The following is a 23,098-nucleotide window of genomic DNA, read 5'->3' as shown; positions in this document are numbered from 1 at the left end:
GAAATATGGCTTATTTCATCGATCGCCGGCTAAACGGTAAAAATAAAAGCGCGGTTAACCGCCAGCGCTTTTTGCGCCGCTACAAGTCGCAGATAAAACATTCGATCGCCGATGCCATCAACAAGCGTTCGGTAACCGATGTGGAGACTGGGGAGTCGATCACGATTCCTAATTCGGATATCAGTGAACCGATGTTCCATCAGGGTCGCGGTGGCGTACGCCACCGCGTTCACCCGGGCAACGACCACTTCGTGCAGAATGATAAAATTGAGCGACCGCAAGGAGGCGCCGGCGGCGGTTCCGGTCAGGGCGAAGCAAGCCAGGATGGCGAAGGTCAGGACGATTTCGTTTTTCAGATATCCAAAGACGAATATCTCGACCTGCTGTTCGAGGATCTGGCGCTGCCCAACCTGAAAAAAACCGAACATCGACAGATGACGGAGTACAAAAACCACCGTGCGGGCTACACCTCCAACGGCGTGCCCGCCAACATCAGCGTCGTACGATCGCTGCAAAACTCCCTCGCCCGCCGCATGGCGATGACGGCGGGGAAGCGCCGCGAATTACACGCGCTGGAAGAACATCTCGCAACACTGGAGAACGCCGAACCCGCCCAACTGCTGGAAGAGGATCGGCTGCGCGCGGAGATCGCCGACCTGCGGCAGCGTATTGCGCGTGTGCCGTTTATTGACACATTCGACCTGCGATACAAGAACTTTGAACGCAGGCCGGAGCCTTCCAGCCAGGCGGTCATGTTCTGTCTGATGGATGTTTCCGGCTCGATGGATCAGGCGACCAAGGATATCGCCAAACGTTTCTACATCTTGCTCTATCTGTTCCTTAGCCGTTCTTACAGAAACGTCGAGGTCGTCTATATCCGGCACCATACGCAAGCCAAAGAAGTCGACGAGGAGGAGTTTTTCTACTCGCAGGAAACCGGCGGCACGATTGTGTCCAGCGCACTGAAGCTGATGGAGGAAGTCGTTAAGGAGCGCTACGATCCCGCGCTGTGGAATATTTACGCGGCGCAGGCGTCGGATGGCGATAACTGGGCGGATGACTCGCCGCTGTGTCACGATCTGCTGGCCAGTCATTTGTTGCCCTTCGTACGCTATTACAGCTATATCGAGATAACGCGGCGCTCTCATCAAACGCTGTGGCGCGAATACGAACGTCTGCAGGAAAAGTACGAGAACTTCGCCATGCAGCATATTCGCGATCAGGACGATATTTATCCCGTGTTCCGCGAACTGTTTCACAAGCAAACCATCAACCACTGACCCATTTTCAGCCAGCCGCACCCGCGCTGGCTGATTTTTACAACGCCGCCTCCCTTCTCCATCCTATCCCACGCGCAACTTTATCTTTCACGATATTATTGTTATGTTATCACATATCAATAATGAGCTATGTGAGATCGACCCGTGCTAGAAGTTACCCGCCTGCAATTAGCGATTCAGGGCCAGACAAAAGTTCGCGATGTCAGTTTTTCCGTCGCGGCAGGCGAACGCGTCGGCCTGCTGGGCGCTTCCGGCTCCGGGAAGTCGCTCACCGCTCGGGCGCTGCTCGGCGCGCTCCCCACCGGCACCCAGGTTTGCGGCAGCATTCGACTTCACGGAGAGGAAATCGCCCAAAGCCCGATACAGCGTCGTCCAGCCCGCTGTCGCCCTGCCGCTATCTTTCAAGACGCCTCGACGTCGCTCAATCCACTGGTGACCGTCGGAAAACAGCTGCGAATGGCCATGCAATCGACCGGCCTCTCGCCTCAGCCGCTTCACGCCCTACTGCTTTCCGTGGGCTTTGACGATCCTGAGGTGATTCTTTCGCGCTACCCAGGAGAACTCTCTGGCGGTCAGCGCCAGCGCATATGCCTCTCTGTGGCCTTGCTCTGTCGACGCCCTCTGTTGATCGCCGATGAACCCACTACCGCGCTCGATGTCATTTCACAGGCGCAGGTGCTGAACACGCTACGGGCCTATAGCCACGACAACGCAGATTCCGCGCTGCTATTTATCACGCACGATATCGCCGTAGCCGCCTCACTGTGCCAGCGCCTGCTGGTGATGATGGATGGTCATATCGTTGAACAAGGCGAGACCCGCACATTACTCACCCACCCACGGCATGCCTACACGCGAACACTGGTTGACGCCGCACGCCAGCAGCACCCAATGCTGGCGATCCCCTCGCCACCGTCACTGCAATGGGCGAGTTGATCCGATGAGTTCGCCGTTTCTTCAGGTGTCGCAGGCGGCTCACCAATACCTGCTGCCCGGTCGATGGCTCCAGCGTCCACGCTTCTCCCAGGCGCTGAGCGATATCAATCTGCAATTCGACGAGGGAGAACGAGTGGGTCTGGTGGGGGCCTCTGGCTCAGGTAAATCCACGTTGCTGAAAGCGCTGCTGGCGCTGGAAAGGCTGTCCGAGGGCGAGGTCCGCTGTGAGGGACGCCTCATCCGGCCCGGCCGGGCATCAGCTTTGCGCTGGTATCGCCAGCGCGTCCAGTACATCCCGCAAGATCCCGCGGGATCGCTGGCGCCGCATCTTAGCGTGTTCACATTGATAGCCGAGCCGCTACGACGGCTAGGCTATCGCGGAAAGATAGCGCATGCCGTGCAGGAGGCGTGCGAACAGGTGGCGTTGTCGCCGGACTTACTGACGAAAAACGCGCAGGAACTTTCCGGCGGACAGGCCCAGCGAGTCGCCATTGCCCGCGCTATCGCGCTGAAACCCCGCTTTCTGCTGGCCGATGAACCGGTCAGCGGACTGGACCTCCCGCTCCGCCAGCAGATCATCACGTTATTGGCTCAGATTGCCCACCAGCAGCAGATGGGCCTGTTGGTCGTCTCACACGATATCTCCGCTGTTGCGGCGCTGTGCGAGCGGGTATTGGTAATGCATCAAGGCCGGATCGTAGAGGATCGCCCGCTTGCTCAGCTCCTGACACAACCGGCTCACCCCCAGAGTGCCTCGCTACTGGCCGCCGTCCCCGTGCTATCAACCGCACTGTCGCCGACGCGCAATTAAAATAAGAAGGATTTTGAATGAAGCTCCTTTTAGGTCTCAAACGCCCTGCCTCTACCGTGTTGATCGGTAGTTTGCTACTTGGCGGTTGTTTCGACACGGAAACGCCGTCCGCGGACGGCGCCGCCTCGCCGCGTATCCGGGTAGCTATGTTGTTGCCGCCTCGTTCCGGTTTGTCTCCCTTTAGCGATGACGCCTTTAAGCTCTCCCGCTGGAGCGCCGCTGAAACGCTGGTGAAACTTGATGCCAACGGAGACGCGCAGCCGGCGCTGGCGACACACTGGCGCCCGTTGGACGAAACGACTTGGCATCTGACGTTGCGCCCCGGCGTTCAATTTCATGATGACAGCAGCATGGATGCGGCGTCAGTAGTCAACGCGCTGACCGCGGCGACACGCGCGGTTCCCAAACCGCGTATTCTGGACGGCGTTGAACTGACGATTCGAGCCGACGGCGATCGTGCCGTCATCATTAAAACGGCGCGCCCCGACCCGCTACTACCGCAACGTTTATCCAGCCCTCAGTTGGCGATCCTCTCGCCCGCCGCCTACGGAAAAAATGGCGTCGTCAATCCCGTTAAGGCAGGAACTGGTCCGTTTGTGCTAACCCACGTCAACGGCACTTCCAGCGCACATCTCGATCGCTTTGAACGTTACTGGGGTGCGCCTGCCGCTGCGCCTGGAATTGACGTTGATTTTGTACCGGACGGCGCGGCGCGTGCCGCCGCGTTGCGAACAAGGTCTGCGGATGTCGTCGAAGCGATCCCTGTCTCCCAGGCGCCGTTACTGGACCCGGCCCGCGTGCATGAAGTCCCAATGCCGCGCACCAATACGCTATACCTGAACACCCGCCGGGGCGCGTTTAGCGATCCGGCGCTACGGGCCGCCGCGCGCGATGCCATTAATCGCGCGGCGCTGGTTAACGGCGTATATGAACAACGAGCGGATGTAGCGGTCGGGCTGCTGGGGCCGGCATTGCAGTGGGCGGCGCCGCTACGTCAACCAATCCCCTCGCCGACACCCGCTGGTGCGCCTCATCGCGCGACCATCACGCTGGCGACCTTTAGCGATCGCACCGAGCTGCCGGAGGTGGCCGTTTATCTGGCGCAACAACTTAGCGCGGCCGGTTTCACCGTTAAACAGGAGGTGCGAGAGTACGCTCAAATTGAGTCCGATGCGCTCGCCGGGAAATTCGATGCCTTCATTCTGTCCCGCGCGACGGTATTGGACTCCGGCGACCCCGTGGCCTACCTCTACAGCGACTTCGCCTGTCACGGTTCGTTCAACCTCTCGCAACTTTGCCATCCCGACGTCGATCAGGCATTGCAAGAGGCCGCAGTGATACCCGCGGGCGAAGCTCGTCGTCAGGCTATCATGCGCGCCGAAAGACGCATCCTCGCCACCGATGCGGCCATACCGCTCTTGCATGAGCGGGTCATTCAGGGAGAGTCCGACCGGGTGCGTCAGGTGATACGCGACCCGCGGGAGCGGGAGCTGATCACCCGCGAGACCACAGTCAATGAGGCGCCGCCGATACCATGATCGAACCTCTAGTTTGTCGGACCTGCGCCCGCACTTCCGCTCGCGTCTTTCTTGCAAGACCTGCGCTCGCCCTGATGTCTCGGTTCACGATGGCCGCAGGTATTGTGACGCTGATCGGGCTTCTGCCGTGGCTTTCCGGCGGCGATCCGGCGCTAAGCCTGCTGCGCGCGCGCTCCGGCGAGCAAGAAGCGACGGAAGAAGCGCTGACGGCAATCCGCCAGCATTACGGGCTAGATCAAGGCCCGTTGCAACTATTGTGGCAATGGCTCGTCGGCCTGCTGCACGGCGATGCCGGCGTCTCTTGGGTCTCCGGCAACCCGATATTGCCGGGCATGCTGGCAGCCACCGGCGTCTCGTTGCTACTGATGAGCTGCGCGTTGTTGGTCGCCCTCGTCGTCACGGTGATTCTGTGCGCTCCCACCGTGATCAGAGGGCTCACCGGGGACACTCGGCGCGGCAGCGGGCTTCTTGCCATTGCACTCACCGCCATGCCGGAGTTTTTATTGGCGGCCTTTTTGCTGCTCGCCGGAGCCGTGTGGCTGCAGTGGTTTCCGCCCTACGGTTGGCGAGGCTGGGAGTACGCCGTGCTGCCCGCGCTGGCGTTGGGAGTGCCCGCGGGCGGTCTCCTTGGAAAGCTATTCAGCGACACGCTGACGTCCACCTTCGCCGAGCCTTGGTTGATCACCTGGAGCGTCGCCGGATTCTCGCGCACCGCGTGTCTGCTGGCGGTGATGCGCCGCGCGCTCCCAACGGTTCTGCCTCAGGTGGGGTTGGTGCTGGTAGGATTGACCGGCGGCGCGGTTGCCGTCGAAAAGGTCTTCGCTATCCCCGGATTAGGCCGCGCCACGCTTGGCGCATCGGCCGCGCAGGATCTGCCCGCGTTACAGTGCGGCATGCTACTCCTGCTGCTGATCGCCACGGCGGCGGGCGGCGGTGTTGGGCTGCTGCGCCGTATGTTACTAGGCCGCGCGATCGCTACGGCATCACTGCCGGTGCCGATAAACTCAGCCCCTATTCGTCCAGGCGCTTACTGGATCCCCGCGCTAGCGGGAAGCCTGCTTGCGCTGCTACTGGTCGCCGGACTACCGCGCGATCCGCTCTCTTCAGACTTCATGCGCCTGCAAGAACCTTCGCTCATGCTGCCTTTCGGCGCAGACGCTACCGGGCGCGACCTGTTGGCTCGCGTCGCCCACGGCGCGATCGTCACTTTGGCGGCCGCACTGATCGTCACGCTGGGGAGTCTGGTGCTTGGGTTATGCATCGGTCTGTTTCCCCGGCTGTTCACCGGACCGATTGAAATGACGAACGCCCTGCCGCCCGTCATTTCGGGAATGGTGGTGACCGCGCTGTACGGCCCCTCCATCACCGGCGCGGCGGTCGCCGTCATGCTGGTCAGTTGGGCGCCGCTGGCCGCGCACACCGCCTCGCTGGTGACCGAAATTCATGCGCGTCCCTATGTTCGCATCGCCCCCGTTCTGGGTATGGGTCGCCGTCAATGCCTGTTGCGATATACCTTACCGAGCCTGTTGGGGCCGCTGGCGCGCCACGCCATGCTCCGCCTGCCCGGCATCGCGCTGGCATTGGCTTCACTGGGTTTTCTAGGCTGGGGCAACAGCCGCCCGCGCCGGAGTGGGGGCGAATACTGGCGGAAGGCATGCCCTATGTAGAACGCGCGCCCTGGAGCGTCCTTGCACCGGTCGGCGCATTGATTCTGCTCTCCGTGCTCATGGTCTCGCTCAGCCATCTATCCCGTCGATGACGGTTCGTGAGCCTAGCTTCATTCTGCGAACGGCCCAATGGATACCCCGGCGGGTCGTGAGACTCCCCTAGCCTGCATCGTCGTTTTCATGTTCCGGCATTGCAACGCCCCGCATCGCCTCCGGACGGGTTTCTCCGATGACGGGAACCTCTTTGATATAGCTTTTATTTATTACGCGGGTGAACCGGCATCGGCGTAAGATAAATCTCTCGCCAACCGAATAATACACATCCATGCCACTGATTTTTCAGTTTGAACTACGATTAAACAGTGTCACGCGATAATGTGGTGACAAGCAATTGTGAGGGCGCGCAGATGGCAGTATCCATTGATGATCGGGTGAAAAACCCACAATGTCTGAGCGATGGGCCGGACTGGACGTTTGATTTGCTTCAGGTCTATCTGGATGAAATCGACCGGATCGCCAAGTCATATCGGTTAGACACCTACCCCCACCAGATTGAAATTATCACTTCCGAGCAGATGATGGATGCTTACTCCAGCATCGGCATGCCCATCAACTATACCCACTGGTCATTCGGCAAGAAGTTTATCGAGACCGAGCAACTGTATAAGCACGGACAGCAAGGATTGGCGTACGAAATCGTCATCAATTCCAACCCGTGTATCGCCTATCTGATGGAAGAGAACACCATGACCATGCAGGCGCTGGTCATCGCGCACGCCTGCTACGGTCATAACTCTTTTTTCAAAGGCAACTACCTGTTCCGCAGTTGGACCGACGCCAGTTCCATCGTCGATTACCTGATTTTCGCCCGTCAGTACATCGCTCGCTGTGAAGAACGCTATGGCGTGGTCGAAGTGGAACGCCTGCTGGACTCGTGTCACGCCCTAATGAATTACGGCGTTGACCGTTATAAACGTCCGCAGAAAATTTCGCTCGAAGAGGAGCAGCTTCGGCAAAAAAGTCGCGAAGCCTATCTGCAAAGTCAGGTAAACGACCTCTGGAAAACCTTGCCGCGGCGCGAACACGAATCGGCACAGGAAAAAACGTCGTGTTACCCGGCTGAGCCGCAGGAAAACCTGCTCTATTTTATGGAGAAGAACGCGCCGCTGTTGGAGCCCTGGCAGCGTGAAGTACTGCGCATTGTGCGGAAGGTCAGTCAGTATTTCTATCCGCAGAAACAGACGCAAGTCATGAACGAAGGCTGGGCCACCTTCTGGCATTACACCATCCTCAATCATCTGTATGACGAGGGCAAAGTCTCCGATCGCTTTATGATGGAGTTTCTGCACAGCCACACCAACGTGGTTTATCAACCGCCCTACAACAGCCCTTATTACAGCGGCATCAACCCGTATGCGCTGGGCTTCGCCATGTTTCAGGATATTAAGCGCATCTGTCAGAAGCCTACGGAGGAAGATCGCCACTGGTTCCCGGACATCGCCGGAGCGGACTGGCTGGATACGCTGCATTTCGCCATGCAGAACTTCAAAGACGAAAGCTTCATCAGCCAGTTCCTGTCGCCGAAAGTGATGCGTGATTTTCGGTTGTTTACCGTGCTGGATGATGACAGCAACAACTATCTGGAAATTGCGGCGATCCACAATGAGGAAGGCTACAAGAAAATCCGTCAAGAGCTCTCCGCGCAGTACAATCTGAGCAACATTGAACCCAACATCCAGATTTGGAATGTCGACCTGCGCGGCAACCGCTCGATGACGCTGCGCTATATCCCGCAAAACCGGGCCCCACTCGACAGGAGCAGTCATGAAGTGATGAAACACGTGTATCGACTGTGGGGGTTTGAAGTGTTTATGGAGCAGTTGAATGACGATGGGAGCGTGGAGCTGATCGACCGCTGCCCGCCACGCAATCAGCCCTAACTATCCGACAGATAAAAAAACGGGTAACCGCTTTGACAGGGTTACCCGTTTTTTATTCGCTCAGATCAGCGGCCGCCCCCGGCCAGATCGTGCGGAATGGCGTTCTGCATACCATGCCAGATGGCGCCGCTGGCTTTACCGTATTCGCGCACGGTGTCCGGCACCTGTTCGTAGCGACCTTCGCGACACAAGATGCTGAGTTGGCGATAAAACTTCAGCGCAAGCTCACGCGCGTCGAGATTAGAAAAATAATAACGGGCGACGCGAATATACAACCCTCTTAACCCGTTGAGAATCAGGCTATAAATCGGGTTGGACGAAACAAACGCCAGTCCCCGAAATATCGTGTAATCCAGTTCAGCAAAAGCATCCGCAGTGTCGTTCACCGCATCGGCCTGCTGAAGAATTTCCAGCGCCTGTTCGGGATGCTGACGCACCGCGGTCCGAATGAAAATGCCTGCAATATTCGTTCGCGCAGACAGGAGATTGTCAACGAGCTGCGGCACGCGATCATGGTCGAGACGCGCCAACGTTTCTAGAATGTTGAGACCGGAGGTTTCCCAGAAGTTATTTACCTTGGTCGGCTTTCCGTGCTGTATGGTCAGCCAACCGTCACGAGCCAAACGCTGTAACACTTCCCGCAGTGTGGTGCGCGTTACGCCGATGAGCTCGGATAATTCCCTTTCTGCTGGCAGGAGGGTTCCAGGGGGAAAACGATTATTCCATATACTTTCAACAATATACTCTTCCGCGAATCCCGCCGGACTTTGCGCCTTTATAACCATAAGTTTATATTCCGTAGCGATGCTTACCTAAGAAAGTAAACATCATCATAACAAACCCCTTTACCATCACATAGTTTCCGGGGGTGACAAAACAATCCAGCAGCGAACCTCGCGTACCGGCTCAAACAGCGACACTGAGGCTCACATCACCGAGAAATTCTTATTAAGGGCTCATTTTATAGTGTAAGAAGTTTTAAGGGAGAGAAAAATGTCGAGTTATGACATGGAACACATACTGGGCAGCTTTTCTTTTGGGGTGGGTCGGCAGGGTTGATTTATCCGGTTCATGCGGCATGTCTACGAGATGATGGGTAACAATAACGCTGCCTCCGACTGACAATTTACAGCCTGACACATATTTGTTGTGACCGCTGCCGATATAACCTGCCGCGCCAGTCCATCCATCCGCCTATATCGTGTATAGTAACTCTTAGGTGAAAACATCCATTTCTTGCTGATATCACCTTAAAAAACAAAAGAGTATGCGCTACATGGCGAAAATCTTCCGCCCTTAAGGAAAGATGTTTTTTTTCTCAGACAGTCGTTATTACTGAGAGCATCACTCTTTGTGAGGACAGCGAAATTGATAGCGCTGTTATAATTCGAACGTTTTGCATGGAATACTTTTATGCTGCTGATGTTGCGATATTTAAACCGTTGCTCACATGGCCGGGTGGCCTGGCTGCTTTTGGCGCTGACCAGCCTAATCTTCGAACTGATCGCGCTCTATTTTCAGCATGTGATGCTGTTGAAGCCCTGCGTTCTCTGCATTTATCAACGTAACGCGCTGTTTGGCGTCATGGCGGCCGGGCTCCTCGGCGCGATCGCGCCGGGCAGCGTCCTGTTCCGTTTACCGGCCGTCGCACTGTGGCTTTACAGCGCTTTCCAAGGACTGCTGCTGGCGCTGAAACATACGGATATTCAGCTACACCCTTCGCCTTTCGCCACCTGCGATTTTTTCGTTAACTTCCCTTCATGGCTGCCTTTAGACAAATGGGTCCCGGCCGTATTCAGCGCCTCGGGTGATTGTGCCGAACGTCAGTGGCACTTCATGGGACTGGAAATGCCGCAGTGGATGATTGTGGTCTACGGCGCCTATCTGCTGGTTTGCGCGCTGGTGCTGATTGCCCAGCTGTTCAGACCCAAACGCCGCGACCTATTCCATTAATCCGCGCTTACGCTTCCGCCCGGCGGCCTGTCAAAACCCAGCCGGGCCGTTTTTATCCCGAACCACATTCCTCTTTTCCCGTATTTCACCCGCCCTTCTCAGGCCTTAGACCGACTGCCAATTCATCGGTTTTACCACTGGCAGCGATTGATGGCGTTTTTATCGCTTTCCTCTATCATCCTCCGCCAGCCTGACAATGTTCAGGCTAATAAAACCATTATTTTTAGGCTCGAGTAGATGAAAAAAGCAAAAGCGTTCCTGTTTATGGCTGCAGCTTTGGCCGTGTCACTGAAAGGCTACTGTGAATCTGTCAAGGTCACAGTCAACGAAGAAACCAGAATCCCTGCAATCAAACTTATCAACGTCGAAGGTGACAATTCCAGCTTTGTTAAAGGCAGTATTCCTGCGCTGGAAAAGATCCCGACACAAAAATTTTGGATCAGCAACTCGACGGAGGACTGGGAAAAAAATACCCATGCCGCCCCGAGAAAGCAGTATGTGGTCACGCTGAAAGGCACGCTGAAATTTAAAGTCAGCAACGGCTCTACTTTCATCATCGCGCCGGGTACTGTCCTGTTGGCGGAAGATCTGAAAGGTCCTGGTCATAGCTGGGAAATTATTGACGGCAATGAGTGGGTCCGTGCCTACATTCCGATGGAAGGCGACAAAGACTACTTCACGTCCGAAAAATAAAGCTTCTTGGTAATAAAAGCCCTGTTTTTTTTCAGGGCTTTTCATCACGACCTCGCTAGCGCTAAAACCAGAGGCGCTGCGGAATTTCTCTCTCCCCAACCCTGCCTTTTTGCCACCCGTCGCTGCACCTCCTCACGCTCCACCGCACGCATTTCTCTCCGCTGACGGCGGTTTATTCGCGCATCAATCCCCCTTAAATTTATGAGCTATATTGAGGGTTACACACCATCGCTATTCAATGGGGCATACCAACCATGATTACTGCCGATCTTTATCTTTTGAAAGAAGTGACCGCGCTGCGAACCGTCATCGGATTCATGATTTCCATCATGAACGACGAGCAAAGAGAAAGCCTGAAAAAGCTTGCGGAAACGCGGGTGGTGAAGTCCGACTACGAGCATTTGTCCAAGCTGGACGATGAGGATGCCGCTGCGGTAGCGGAGGATATTAACGATATGATTGTTGAAACCATCAAACTGGGGGCGGTCAAGAAAGCCGACCAGGAGTAACAGCGCGCGGCCAATTTCGCCGCGTTCACTATCGCCATCGCCGGGACGAAAGCCTCAATCGTGTTGATTCGGGTGTCATCCCATCGCTGCGACGGTGCCCCATAATCCGCTAGTTGAATTCAGAAATATTCATGATCTGAGTACTGCTATACTCTGCGCCTTATCCTTGCGCCCTCTATTCGCTGCGTCGGGTTTGACCACTTACGGGTATGCCGGCATGTTTTACCGCACGGAACGCTCCCCTCCATCAAAATCTTCATTGGGAAATCAACATGGACTTAATTGAACAGTATTTGCCTACCTATCATTTCAGCGAAAAACACGCATTGAATGTCGCTTCAACACCTGAACAGGTGATGGCGGCCGTGCTTGATTACCGACCCGATAACGATTATTTATTCCGGAGTGCCATCACTTTGCGAGAACTGCCAATACGACTTTTAGACCGGCTACAGGGCAAGGATTTCGCATCACGAAAACCCTTCAACATGGAAAACTTCACGCTGCTGGAACAGATAAGCGATCGGGATATTGTATTTGGATTGGCAGGGAAGTTTTGGAGATCGGATTACGGTCAAACCCCACTGGTTGATGCAGAAGATTTTTTCGCCTTTAGCGAACCCGCGTCAGCCAAACTCGCCTTAAGCTTTTCCATTGAGCGATTAGGCAACAGATCGACTCGGTTGAGAACAGAGACACGGATCCTCTGCCTGGATAAAGACGCACAGCGAAAATTTGCGCCGTACTGGTACCTTATCAGACCCGTCAGCGGATTGATCAGAGTGAGGATGCTGAAATCAATCAGTCAAAGCGCCCAGCGCAGCGCGGGAGATTGATCAACCGCTCGGCGTCAATGCGCCCGACTACGAACCTACAACCTCCGCTTCGCGATAAGTCCCCCGCCTGGTCAAGAAGGACATCTGCGCGAGTTTGGATGACCCGCTCAAATAATTGCACGTTTGTCTTGTGCCCGAACTAAGGGCGCTCCAATGTTGGACGCATCGGCGAGGTATCCGCTCATAAGACGGTGGCTTTTAGGAACGCAGCCGATTCGTCATAGCGCGGGTCAGCTTCACATCCTGCACGACAACTTGCTGACATTGCCTCACAGCTGCCACATGCATGCCCCTTGCAGCAGCTATCCTCGTCGTTATCTTGGATTACCGAGCCCAATCCGGTTTGTTCAGAATATGGTCCTGCCAGTCGACAACGTCACGCTCACGGACGGCGATATTGCGCACCGAGATACGTTCCTGATGCATCGCCTGTTTTGAACCGGCAATCAGCGGGTGCCAGCTCGCGAGACCTTTGCCTTCATGGATCCGGCGGTAAGCACAGGTTTCTGGCAACCATTCGAAGGACAACAAATTTTCCCTGGTCAGCTTGATGCAGTCCGGTTCATATTCGAACCGACGGGCGTAGTTGCGGCACTGGCAACTTTTGATGTTCAGCTGATTACAGGCGACATTGGTGAAGTAAAGCTCTTCAGTATCCGCATCAATAAGCTTATTCAGGCAACAGCGGCCGCAACCGTCGCAGAGGGCTTCCCACTCTTCGTCAGACATTTCCGCCAGTGTTTTGTGTTGCCAAAAAGGTGATTGATTCATTGCATAGTATCCAAGGTGACGGGAAACAACCCGTCTAACACATTTAACGAGGTAATAAGAAGAAGCCACCTGCCGCACAGGCAGATGGCCTGATGTTAATTAAATCACGCGGGTTTCCAGCTCTTTATCGTTCAAGGTAATTTTCAGCGCATCGCCCGACTGAAGCGGCCCGACGCCCTGCGGTGTCCCGGTCAGAATAATATCCCCAGCCCGCAGTGTGAAGAAGCGGCTCATATAGGCAATCAACGGTAAAATCGGCGTTATCATATCGCGCGTATTTCCCTGCTGCCGCACTTCGCCGTTGATGCTCAGTGTCAGATCGGTATTCTGCGGGTCGCCGAACTCCGCAACCGGAATGAAACCTGATATCGGACAAGACCCATCGAAGCCTTTCGCCTTTTCCCACGGCTGGCCGGCCTTCTTGAAGGAGGCCTGTAGCTCACGCAGCGTCAGATCTAGCGCCACGCCATACCCAGTGATGGCCCGAGCGACGCGGTCTTCGTTGGCGTGCTTCAGCGGTGTCCCGATCAGAACGGCCAGTTCGATTTCATGGTGTACCGCCCCTAAGTCCCCAGGGATCGCCAAAGGCTGACGTAGATCGCAGATCGCCGTTTCCGGTTTAATAAACAACACCGGCTCTGGAAAAGTGGCGCTACCCATTTCCCGGACGTGTTCGGAATAGTTGCTGCCGACACACACTACTTTATTCGCAGGGAAGTCGAGTAACGCCCCCTGCCAGTCTCTGTGCTGATACATGCATCATCTCCTGACCTGTCTGTTGAGATATTGACCCCGGCATGCCTACGGCGCCAGGCTCCTCATCATACCGATACTGATGACAAAAAGATAAGCACGCAAACGTGAGCGAAAATGTCGTCGGATTCCGTCTTTATCCTTAAGGAAAAAAGGTTCCCCGGATAAGCCCAATAAGAACGGATAAACAATTAAACCCGCAAATCACTGTATATAAAATCAGGAAATAAAATGCAGTCTGAATAAAAGCTAGCGCGTCGATTAATTTGCGACCTGACTATTTTTCGTTACGCGCTCATTAATATCTTGTAGCGATAAGGCATTGTCCGAAAATAATAACCCTATTATTTTTCAACCGACCCATGATGTATATTTAGCAGGTTTTCCGGCGGCGGAGGCACCTGAAGATAAAATCCTTGTTCTTTAAGCGATTGCCGCACCTTGTCGATATCCGCAGAAGCCAGTTTTTTCCGGCCATCCAGCGGTAAAAGCATCACAAAAGTCGGCGCACCGAAACTTTTCATCAGCGTTTCAGGAATGCGCGAAAAATCGTCTTTTTTTTCGACATAGAGATATGTCTGATCCCGTTTGTTACTTCTATAGATCGCACAAAACATATTTTTACTCTAAATTAAATGGGTATCGTGTATTGCCTGTATATACAGGTGACTATAACATGCTTATAGCGCTCTGGAATATCATAGTTAAATGTTACTCTGGGGTTTAAAGATGCCGAAACTGAGCCAGGATAGATGTCACAATCGCCCATTGAGTTAAAAGGCAGCAGCTTTACCTTATCGGTGGTTCATTTGCATGAATCTCAACCCGAGGTAATTTACCAAGCCCTGCAGGAAAAAATCGAACAGGCTCCCGCGTTTCTTAAAAACGCGCCCGTTGTCATCAATGTCTCAACACTGACCGCCGACACCGATTGGGTGACGCTACAGCAAGCCGTTGCCGCTTCTGGTCTACGGGTTGTCGGTGTGAGTGGCTGTAAGGACGAGCGGCTGAAAGAAGCTATCGTCCGCGCGGGTCTCCCATTGTTGAACGAAGGTAAAGAGCGCCGGGCCACTGAACCCGCCGCCCCGCCTCCGGAGCCGGTGAAAACCAAGGTGATCAGCGCACCCGTTCGTTCCGGGCAACAGATCTATGCGCGTAACTGCGATCTCATCGTTACCAGCAGCGTGAGTGCGGGTGCCGAAATTATCGCGGACGGCAATATACACATTTACGGCACGATGCGGGGCCGAGCCCTGGCAGGCGTTTCTGGCGACGTTGACAGTCAGATCTTCTGCACCCATCTGGCCGCGGAGTTGGTATCCATCGCGGGCCGATATTGGCTCAGCGACCAGATACCGCAAGATTTTTTTGGGCAGGCTGCACGGGTCAATCTCAACCTGCTGGACAATGTTCTGAACATACAAACTCTAGACTAAGCCCTTATCAAGGAATCATTTATGGCACGCATCATCGTTGTTACATCGGGTAAAGGGGGCGTTGGCAAGACTACTTCAAGCGCGGCCATTGCTACCGGTTTAGCCCAAAAAGGCAAAAAGACAGTTGTCATCGACTTTGATATTGGCCTGCGCAACCTTGACCTGATCATGGGATGCGAGCGCCGCGTTGTTTACGATTTCGTCAATGTCATTCAAGGTGATGCGACGCTGAATCAGGCGCTGATCAAAGATAAGCGTACTGAAAATCTGTACATCCTTCCTGCCTCTCAGACCCGCGACAAAGACGCGCTGACTCGTGAAGGCGTCGAAAAAGTGCTGGATGGCCTGAATGAAATGAATTTCGACTTCGTGGTCTGCGATTCGCCGGCAGGGATCGAAACCGGTGCGCTGATGGCACTCTACTTCGCGGACGAAGCGGTGATTACCACCAACCCGGAAGTCTCCTCCGTACGTGACTCCGACCGCATTCTCGGCATTTTGTCGTCCAAATCACGTCGCGCCGAACGCGGCGAAGAACCGATCAAAGAGCATCTGTTGTTGACCCGCTACAATCCGGGCCGCGTCAGCCGCGGGGATATGCTGAGCATGGAAGACGTCCTGGAAATTTTGCGAATTCCGCTGCTGGGCGTCATTCCCGAAGATCAGTCGGTATTGCGCGCATCCAACCAGGGCGAACCGGTAATCCTGGATGATTCGGCCGATGCCGGTAAAGCCTATGCCGACACAGTAGATCGCTTACTGGGTGAAGAACGCCCTTACCGTTTTATCGAGGAAGAGAAGAAGAGCTTCCTCAAACGACTTTTTGGGGGGTAAACCATGGCCTTACTCGATTTCTTTCTGTCCCGCAAAAAAGCGACAGCCAATATTGCTAAGGAAAGGCTGCAAATTATTGTCGCGGAGCGGCGCCGTGGGGATAGCGAACCCCATTATCTGCCACAGTTGAAACGAGACATTCTGGAAGTGATCTGCAAATACGTGCAGATTGACCCGCAAATGGTCTCCGTTCAACTGGAGCAAAAAGGCGACGATATTTCCGTTCTGGAGCTGAACGTCACCTTACCGGAAGCGGAAGAAACGCCGAAGTAACAGTAACACCTCGCCGCGGCCAGCCCGATACGTGTTAAGCGCATTCGAGCCGGTTCGCGGCGATTATCATTTCCCGCCGTAGTTCCCCCGCATTCTCAGTCATGCCGCCTGCAAACAGAGTAAGCGACCGATGCCCTCTCCTGCGGTGTCGGGACATTGCAAACGCCAATCAACGTCAACGCCTGCAATGTCCCTGGCCTCAATCGCGGTTTAAAATAGCCCGAAGCTCATCGCCGAATAGCGTATTACGCCAGCCGCTGACCAGTTCGGGCGTATTCCCCCCGATAGACAGTTTCCAGTACCAGTTCAGCAGACGATTGATCTGACGGCGAGAAGCCAGCAGCTCTGCGGACAATCCACTGCTGACGCTGGTCGTTTGTATCAACGCCTTAATCTCTTTGAATACCGCCTTGTAACCGGGGTAATCCAGCAGGTTTGCTACCGGCGGCGGGAAGTCGGTCTCATCCAATTCAGCCGCTTCCGCTACCAGTGCGAGCAACGTTTTGCCGTGGTAACGAATTTCCGGCCCGCTCAGCCCCAACGAATCCAACTCGCCCAACGACGTCGGCTGATGACGAGCCACCTGCCACAGGTGCTCCTCGCGCACGACAAAGTTGACCGCGCTGTCGCGTTCGCGCGCTTTGCGCAAACGCCAGGCAGCCAAACGCTGCAGACAGGCCAGCTGTCGACCTCGCAACTGCCAGGCGTTGCTTATTTCGCGATAAGCCAGTTCCGGCGCCAGAATGTCCTGACGTCGGCGACACAGCAGCAGGCACTCATCTTTCGCCGCATCCATCCAACCGCTTGCCACTGTCTGCTCCACCAGCGTTTTAGCCATCGGCAGCAGGTAAAAGACGTCGGCCGCCGCGTAGTCGCACTGTTTCTGGCTCAACGGACGCGCCATCCAGTCCGTGCGGGATTCGCTTTTATCAAGCGTCACCTGCTGGTAATCCGCCACCAGCGCCGCAAAACCGTAGGACAGCGGCTTACCGAGAAACGCCGCCAGAATTTGCGTGTCGATAAACGGCGTCGGCACACAACCAAACGCGTTCAGGAACACTTCCAGATCTTCACTCCCCGCATGTAGAAATTTAGTGACATTGGCGTCGACGAGTAACGCTTTAAACGGGGTCCAGTCCACGATCGGTAGGGGATCGATCAGCGACAGCGTTTCGCCGTCATACAGTTGAATCAGTCCCAACTGCGGATAATAAGTGCGTGTCCGGACAAATTCGGTGTCCAGCGCCACCTGCGTTGTAGCGCGCGCCTGCGCGCAAACCTGTGATAGCCCGGCATCGGTAGTGATCAACTGATAATTCAAAACATCATTCTCTTGGTTATGTCCAACAATGGTCATGGCGATAAAAGGCGCGTCGGGGAAGGCCGATACGCCTGACATGAGAGCGCAAAATCGCAAACAGAACTAAAACAAAACACCGGCCCCTCAATCACTCAAGGTTGCCGCGCAGTGTCTCCCTATTTAGGTTGATTCGGGGCGTCCGTGGCGGACGACTGAATGCCCACGTGACGGGGTAAACCATAACCGGCTAACGATCCCTAAACAATCTGATATCACAATAGCCTAGGACGGCTTGGTTTGATCCCGAAGTTCACGGCGTAAGATTTTGCCGACGTTAGATTTCGGCAATTCATCGCGAAATTCGAACTGGCGAGGCACCTTATAACCCGTCAGATAGCGACGGCAATGGGCAATCAGCGCTTCCGTTTCCAGCGTGCTGTCGGGACGACGGACGATAAACACCTTCACGGCTTCGCCCGATATTTCGCTCGGCACGCCAACCGCAGCCGCTTCCACCACATCAGGATGACGGACGATGACATCTTCAATCTCATTCGGATAAACGTTGAATCCCGAGACCAGAATCATGTCTTTTTTACGGTCGACGATGCGTAAAAAACCCTGCTCGTCCGACGTGACAATGTCACCTGTAGCCAGCCACCCGTCTTTAAGCACCGCCACCGTTTCTTCTGGCTGGTTCCAGTAGCCTTTCATAACCTGAGGCCCACGGACCCATAACTCTCCCGCTTCGCCCAGCGCCACATCATTCGCCCTTTCATCGACGATGCGGACCTCTGTCGATGGAATAGGTAACCCGACGCTGCCGGTGTACTGCTGCATATCGTAGGGATTACCGGTGACCAGCGGCGAGCTTTCCGTCAGTCCGTACCCTTCCAGCAAATGGTTGCCGGTCAGCGCCTCCCAGCGTTCAGCCACCGCCTGCTGCACCGATGCGCCGCCGCCGACGGAAAGATGCAGCGTCGAAAAGTTCAGCCGATGAAAATCGTCGTTGTTCAAGAGTGCATTGAACAGCGTATTGACGCCGCTGATAACGGTAAACGGATGACGGGCCAGCTCTTTGACCATCCCCGGAATATCTCTCGGGTTGGTAATGAGTAAGTTCTGACCGCCCATTTCGATGAACAACAGACAGTTCACGAGAAGCGCAAAGATGTGATAAAGCGGCAATGCCGTTACCACCAAATCGTTGCCTTCGTGCAGCAACGAACCATAGGCGGCGCGGATTTGAGTCAAATTAGCCAGCAGGTTGCGATGCGTCAGCATGGCGCCTTTGGACACGCCGCTGGTTCCGCCGGTGTATTGCAAGAAGGCCAAATCGCCGCGTTCCAGTTCAGGACGTACATAGGGCATTTTTTTGCCCTGTTGCAGCACGCTGCGAAAGGAAATGGCGTCGGGAAGATGGTATTTCGGCACCAGTCGCTTGATGTATTTGACGACGAAATTGACCAGCGTGCCTTTGGCGGCCGAAAGTTGATCCCCCATACGGGTCAGGATCACATGCTTCACTGGCGTGTTGAAGACTACTTTTTCCAGCGTGTGGGCAAAGTTGGACACAATCACCATCGCGCTGGCGCCGCTATCGTTCAACTGGTGCTCTAGCTCACGCGGGGTGTATAGCGGATTGATGTTCACCACGACCATACCGGCTCTGAGGATACCGAACAGCGCAATCGGGTATTGCAGCAGGTTAGGCATCATCAGCGCGACGCGGTCGCCCTTCTTCAATTTGAGCTGGTGCTGTAAATAGGCGGCAAATGCCCGGCTGCGCTGCTCCAACTGACGAAAGGTCATCGTCTCGCCCATATTGATAAACGCTGGACGTTCGGCATTTCGCGCCATCGAATTTTCAAACAGTTCCATCAATGACGAATAGCGATCCGGATCAATCTCTGCGGGAACATCGGTCGGATAGCGCGCTAACCAAATTTTTTCCAAGACTTTACTCCATAGGTCTTTTCAGGCGGTTTACGGGCTGGCGAGATATCTCATCCCCTACCCCTGAAAGGCGAGATTCTCGCCCTCCATAAACGTTCAACCGCCTATGCCATCATCCACAAAAAATAAGGCGACCGCAGTCACCCTAGTTATTCAGTGCGCCGGAATTCGGCCCCCGGTCAGCCACCATGCGCGAAACGTACCTTACGTCGTCATGTGGCAGGACAACCGTAAGCGGCACGGCTATTCCGTCACCACCGTTTCCAATCTGGCCGGTCCCGCCGCATTGTCCCAGCCCCAGCGAGGCCCCCAACCGGGACGACCGCGATGGCCCCACCAGGGATCGTACATCCCTGCGGACGGCACCAGTTGCTGCACGACACGCCAGCGTTTATACCGGTCGGCCTGCACCACGACAAAGTGGTACGGACAGTTGCCTATCTTGCCTTGTTCAGACCCGGTGATAGGCCCCACGACGGTGACCAGTTGCTGGTTAAAATCCGTTGGTTCGAGGAAACCGTTGACGTAAGCCACGAAACGACCTTCCGACGGCGCCCCTAAAATTGGTCGGGCGCCGCCATCCAACGGCATGCTGCTAATTTCGAGGCGGGTGCGATTCGCCTCGTTGCTCACCGCCACCACTCGTCCGCCCAGGCGCGACTCCTGACCTACGTAAACCGCGGGCGCGCTCATCACCCGGACCAAATCCATCTGCGGTGTTTCCGATGTCCCACGCAAAGACTCGGGGACGGTGACGCACGCGGTCAACGCGCCCAGCGAAAGCAGCAGCAGCCCATAGCGGCCCGACCTGCAAACAACGCGCTTTACCCGACGACACCACTGCCGTTCACTTGACATAGCATGCACCTTATTTAATAGCCTGATGATTTGACTATCATTCATGCAATAAGTTGCGGTTATTGGTTATTCGCGGCCCGGCAATTTTTTCCAAGCGACTTCATTACGCAGGTAGCGTGGCTGGGCCTGCTCAACGCGTAATGTCGCGCCGGATTGCCAGCGCTGTAAGGCCAGCGGCAACATGTCTTCCGCGTGCGGCAACAGATATTGGCTGTCTTGCAGCACCGCATCGGCGGGACGGGTCAATTCGGGGTACGTCTGCCAGCCAGTGCCAGCCGTCGCCCACTCCCCGTTAAGCGCCGCCGTCTGCGTCTGCACCTGCGTGGGCGCGAGCACAGCTTCCGTATCCTCTCCACGCCACATGCCCTGATCATCGCGGCGATATTGCGCCCAGTAGACTTCGCTCATGCGGGCATCTATTGCCGTCAGTACCTGATTGGCGCCAGTCAGTCGGAAGGCGCCTTGCGCCAGCGTAGCCAGCGTAGACACGCCAATCATCGGCAGGTCAGCTCCTAGAGCCAGCCCCTGCGCGATGCCGATGCCGATACGCACGCCGGTAAAGCTGCCGGGACCAAGGCCGAACGCCAGGGCATCCATATCGCTCAGCGTCAGGCCCTGTTCGCTCAGGATCTGCTGAACCATCGGCAAAATACGCTGGGTATGTTCGCGGGGACAAACTTCAAATAATGCGTGGACTTCACCTTCATTCCACAAGGCAACGGAACAGGCTTCCGTTGCGGTATCAAGCGCTAAAATTCGCGTAGACATGCCAACCTCAGGCGGGAAATAAACGTATAACGGCGCGCATGATAGCACAGAGTCGGAACGCCGCTACGCTTTGCGCGTCAGGAAATCCACCGCCTCCGGCAGGCTTCGCGTGCGCGGCGCAGGCGGCAAACTATTGAGAAAGACTTCGCCGTAAGGTCGCATCACCAGGCGGTTGTCGCAGATGACCAGTACGCCGCGATCGTCGACGTCGCGGATCAGCCGTCCCACGCCCTGCTTGAGGGTAATGACCGCATCTGGCAATTGCACATCATTGAACGGATCGCCGCCGCGCAGGCGGCAGTCCTCCATCCGCGCTTTCAGTAACGGATCGTCCGGCGAGGTGAACGGCAGTTTATCGATGATGACGCAGGAGAGCGCATCGCCGCGTACGTCCACGCCCTCCCAGAAACTGCTGGTCGCCACCAGCAGCGCGTTGCCCGCCGCCAGAAACTGCGACAGCAATTGGGTTTTACTGGTTTCGCCCTGCAGTAACACAGGCAGCGTCAGGCTGGCGCGAAACTCCGCCGCCAACTCACGCATCATCAAATGCGAGGTGCACAGCATGAAACAGCGTCCCTGATTGGCCTGAATCAGCGGCGTCAACATCTGCGCCAGCTGCTTTCCGCTGCCCCGACGCGCGGTTTCCGGCAAAAAACGCGGGACGCACAGCAGCGCCTGGCGGGCATAGTCGAAAGGACTCGGCAACAGCAACGTTTCCGCCTCTTCCAATCCCAGTCGCGCAGTGAAATGGTCCATCTTTTCGTTCACGGATAATGTGGCCGAAGTAAAAATCCAGCTTGCGGCCTTCTCTTTCATCACTTCATGAAAGCGGTCGGACACCGACAGCGGTGTTAACGCCAGCACAAAATGACGACTGGTGCATTCATACCAGTAGCTGTAACCGGGCTGTTGTACGTCAAGCAGTCGTTTTAATCGATTACGGTAAATCGTGGCGCGCTCGAATGCGGCATCCAGCAGCGCGGAACGCCCGAGCGAGAGCTTCGCGACGTCGTAACACAGTTCCAACGCATCATCGAGCAGCAGCAGCGCGCGCTGCAGTCCGGCATCCGTGACAACGTCACGAAGATTGCCGCGATAACCGGGGTCGCCCAGTGCCAGGCGAAAATCCTGTGTGCTTTGCGACAACCGATCGGCGCTTTTTTGTAATTGCGCCGCGTCACGCACTTCGGTGCGATAGGCGATGATCATATCTCGCGCTAAATCGAACAGCTGTCGGCTGCTCAGCTGCTGCCCGAAATATTGACTGGCGATATCAGGAATCTGATGGGCTTCATCGAAAATCACGACGTCGCCGTCGGGGATCAGCTCCGCAAAACCACTCTCTTTCACGACCCGGTCCGCCAGATACAGATGGTGGTTAACCACCACGACATCCGCATCCATCGCCCGACGACGAGCCTTAACCACAAAACACGCTTTATAGTGCGGGCAGTCATTGCCGAGGCAATTGTCATTCGTGCTGGTGACTAACGGCCAGATATGACTGTCTTCCGGCACGTCGCGGCAAGCGCTGGTATCGCCGTCTTCAGTCAGCGAGGACCAGCCACGCAGCTTGACCAACTCTCGCAGGTTATCCTGGGAAAGATCGCCCCCCGTCATCGACTGCTGTTCCAGCCGTTCGATGCATAGATAGTTCGAGCGCCCTTTCAGCAACGCCAGTTTACCGGGATAGTTGAGCGCACGTGCCACGGTCGGCAGATCGCGGCTATAGAGCTGGTCCTGCAAGGCTTTAGATCCGGTGGAGATGATCACCTTTTTTTTAGCTCGGAGCGCGGGCGCCAAATAAGCGTAAGTTTTCCCCGTTCCGGTTCCCGCCTCGACCACCAGCGGCTTCTGCCGGGCAATGGCGTCGGCGACGGCGGCCGCCATCTGCCGCTGCGGTTCTCGAGGTTTGAATCCCTTGATGGCCTGCGCCAATGCGCCCTCAGGGGCAAAATCATCAATCTCGTTTGCTGCTGCAGCCAC

General features: G+C 55.6%; 21 protein-coding genes and 1 pseudogene. 13 read left to right on the top strand and 9 right to left on the bottom strand.

Annotated elements, in window-relative coordinates; translation table 11 throughout:
• Positions 1 to 5: 5 nt before the first annotated feature.
• From AU511_RS06350 to AU511_RS06325, 6 genes and pseudogenes are all read left to right on the top strand, one after another.
• Positions 6 to 1,280, top strand: coding sequence for a YeaH/YhbH family protein (locus AU511_RS06350; protein WP_094101439.1), 1,275 nt, complete (start codon positions 6 to 8; stop codon positions 1,278 to 1,280).
• Between the two features lie 144 nt (positions 1,281 to 1,424).
• Complete coding sequence (locus AU511_RS06345; protein WP_100059648.1) at positions 1,425 to 2,216, top strand: ATP-binding cassette domain-containing protein; 792 nt, start codon at positions 1,425 to 1,427, stop codon at positions 2,214 to 2,216.
• Between the two features lie 4 nt (positions 2,217 to 2,220).
• Positions 2,221 to 3,027, top strand: coding sequence for an ABC transporter ATP-binding protein (locus AU511_RS06340; RefSeq protein WP_094109142.1), 807 nt, complete (start codon positions 2,221 to 2,223; stop codon positions 3,025 to 3,027).
• A gap of 17 nt (positions 3,028 to 3,044) precedes the next feature.
• Entirely contained in the window at positions 3,045 to 4,565 is a 1,521-nt protein-coding gene (locus tag AU511_RS06335) for an ABC transporter substrate-binding protein (RefSeq protein WP_094101441.1), read from the top strand.
• Positions 4,562 to 6,324, top strand: a pseudogene (locus AU511_RS06330) (ABC transporter permease subunit). Before AU511_RS06335 ends, AU511_RS06330 begins: the two are co-directional and overlap by 4 nt.
• A gap of 315 nt (positions 6,325 to 6,639) precedes the next feature.
• Entirely contained in the window at positions 6,640 to 8,172 is a 1,533-nt protein-coding gene (locus tag AU511_RS06325; RefSeq protein ID WP_094109141.1) for a SpoVR family protein, read from the top strand.
• A gap of 65 nt (positions 8,173 to 8,237) precedes the next feature.
• Here AU511_RS06325 and fadR read toward each other — a convergent pair whose 3' ends face one another.
• A complete protein-coding gene (gene fadR, locus AU511_RS06320; RefSeq protein ID WP_094101443.1) occupies positions 8,238 to 8,957 on the bottom strand; it encodes a fatty acid metabolism transcriptional regulator FadR in 720 nt (239 codons plus the stop codon).
• Between the two features lie 637 nt (positions 8,958 to 9,594).
• On the opposite strand from fadR, the gene dsbB reads away from it, so the two are divergent.
• The 4 genes from dsbB to AU511_RS06300 all read left to right on the top strand — a co-directional run bounded on the left by dsbB (position 9,595) and on the right by AU511_RS06300 (position 12,163).
• Complete coding sequence (dsbB, locus tag AU511_RS06315) at positions 9,595 to 10,125, top strand: disulfide bond formation protein DsbB (protein WP_094109160.1); 531 nt, start codon at positions 9,595 to 9,597, stop codon at positions 10,123 to 10,125.
• Positions 10,126 to 10,362: 237 nt separating this feature from the next.
• The gene (locus tag AU511_RS06310; protein ID WP_094109140.1) at positions 10,363 to 10,818 is read left to right on the top strand and encodes a cupin domain-containing protein; all 456 of its coding nucleotides are present in this window, start codon (positions 10,363 to 10,365) and stop codon (positions 10,816 to 10,818) included.
• A gap of 254 nt (positions 10,819 to 11,072) precedes the next feature.
• On the top strand, positions 11,073 to 11,327 hold the full coding sequence (locus AU511_RS06305; protein WP_094109139.1) for a hypothetical protein: 255 nt from the start codon (positions 11,073 to 11,075) through the stop codon (positions 11,325 to 11,327).
• A 272-nt stretch (positions 11,328 to 11,599) separates the two neighbouring features.
• A complete protein-coding gene (locus tag AU511_RS06300) occupies positions 11,600 to 12,163 on the top strand; it encodes a hypothetical protein (protein ID WP_094109138.1) in 564 nt (187 codons plus the stop codon).
• Positions 12,164 to 12,487: 324 nt separating this feature from the next.
• Here AU511_RS06300 and AU511_RS06295 read toward each other — a convergent pair whose 3' ends face one another.
• From AU511_RS06295 to AU511_RS06285, 3 genes are all read right to left on the bottom strand, one after another.
• Positions 12,488 to 12,934 carry a YcgN family cysteine cluster protein gene (locus AU511_RS06295; protein WP_026739388.1) on the bottom strand — a complete coding sequence of 149 codons (447 nt, stop codon included), beginning with the start codon at positions 12,932 to 12,934 and terminating at the stop codon, positions 12,488 to 12,490.
• Positions 12,935 to 13,033: 99 nt separating this feature from the next.
• Positions 13,034 to 13,690 carry a fumarylacetoacetate hydrolase family protein gene (locus tag AU511_RS06290; protein ID WP_026739387.1) on the bottom strand — a complete coding sequence of 219 codons (657 nt, stop codon included), beginning with the start codon at positions 13,688 to 13,690 and terminating at the stop codon, positions 13,034 to 13,036.
• 341 nt (positions 13,691 to 14,031) lie between these two features.
• The gene (locus AU511_RS06285) at positions 14,032 to 14,304 is read right to left on the bottom strand and encodes a YcgL domain-containing protein (protein WP_026739386.1); all 273 of its coding nucleotides are present in this window, start codon (positions 14,302 to 14,304) and stop codon (positions 14,032 to 14,034) included.
• A 135-nt stretch (positions 14,305 to 14,439) separates the two neighbouring features.
• Here AU511_RS06285 and minC point away from each other — a divergent pair, with 135 nt between their 5' ends.
• From minC to minE, 3 genes are read left to right on the top strand one after another with little or no spacing between them, the layout of a single operon-like run.
• On the top strand, positions 14,440 to 15,123 hold the full coding sequence (gene minC / locus AU511_RS06280) for a septum site-determining protein MinC (protein WP_094101447.1): 684 nt from the start codon (positions 14,440 to 14,442) through the stop codon (positions 15,121 to 15,123).
• Positions 15,124 to 15,144: 21 nt separating this feature from the next.
• Positions 15,145 to 15,957 (top strand): septum site-determining protein MinD, encoded by an 813-nt coding sequence (gene minD, locus AU511_RS06275; RefSeq protein ID WP_026739384.1) that lies wholly within the window; start codon positions 15,145 to 15,147, stop codon positions 15,955 to 15,957.
• A 3-nt stretch (positions 15,958 to 15,960) separates the two neighbouring features.
• The gene (gene minE / locus AU511_RS06270; RefSeq protein ID WP_026739383.1) at positions 15,961 to 16,230 is read left to right on the top strand and encodes a cell division topological specificity factor MinE; all 270 of its coding nucleotides are present in this window, start codon (positions 15,961 to 15,963) and stop codon (positions 16,228 to 16,230) included.
• Positions 16,231 to 16,429: 199 nt separating this feature from the next.
• On the opposite strand, the gene rnd is transcribed toward minE, so the two are convergent.
• The 5 genes from rnd to AU511_RS06245 form a co-directional block, all read right to left on the bottom strand.
• Complete coding sequence (gene rnd / locus AU511_RS06265; RefSeq protein ID WP_094109159.1) at positions 16,430 to 17,551, bottom strand: ribonuclease D; 1,122 nt, start codon at positions 17,549 to 17,551, stop codon at positions 16,430 to 16,432.
• Between the two features lie 261 nt (positions 17,552 to 17,812).
• A complete protein-coding gene (gene fadD / locus AU511_RS06260) occupies positions 17,813 to 19,486 on the bottom strand; it encodes a long-chain-fatty-acid--CoA ligase FadD (RefSeq protein ID WP_094109137.1) in 1,674 nt (557 codons plus the stop codon).
• 243 nt (positions 19,487 to 19,729) lie between these two features.
• Positions 19,730 to 20,344 carry a Slp family lipoprotein gene (locus AU511_RS06255; protein ID WP_094109136.1) on the bottom strand — a complete coding sequence of 205 codons (615 nt, stop codon included), beginning with the start codon at positions 20,342 to 20,344 and terminating at the stop codon, positions 19,730 to 19,732.
• A 66-nt stretch (positions 20,345 to 20,410) separates the two neighbouring features.
• Positions 20,411 to 21,112, bottom strand: a complete 702-nt coding sequence (tsaB, locus tag AU511_RS06250) for a tRNA (adenosine(37)-N6)-threonylcarbamoyltransferase complex dimerization subunit type 1 TsaB (protein WP_094101450.1) — start codon at positions 21,110 to 21,112, stop codon at positions 20,411 to 20,413.
• A 63-nt stretch (positions 21,113 to 21,175) separates the two neighbouring features.
• Positions 21,176 to 23,098, bottom strand: coding sequence for a DNA repair helicase YoaA (locus tag AU511_RS06245; RefSeq protein ID WP_094109135.1), 1,923 nt, complete (start codon positions 23,096 to 23,098; stop codon positions 21,176 to 21,178).

Origin of the sequence: Lonsdalea iberica (assembly GCF_002111585.1) — a bacterium.
Taxonomy (GTDB): Bacteria; Pseudomonadota; Gammaproteobacteria; order Enterobacterales; family Enterobacteriaceae; genus Lonsdalea; species Lonsdalea iberica.
This window is presented reverse-complemented; position numbering and strand designations above follow the sequence as displayed.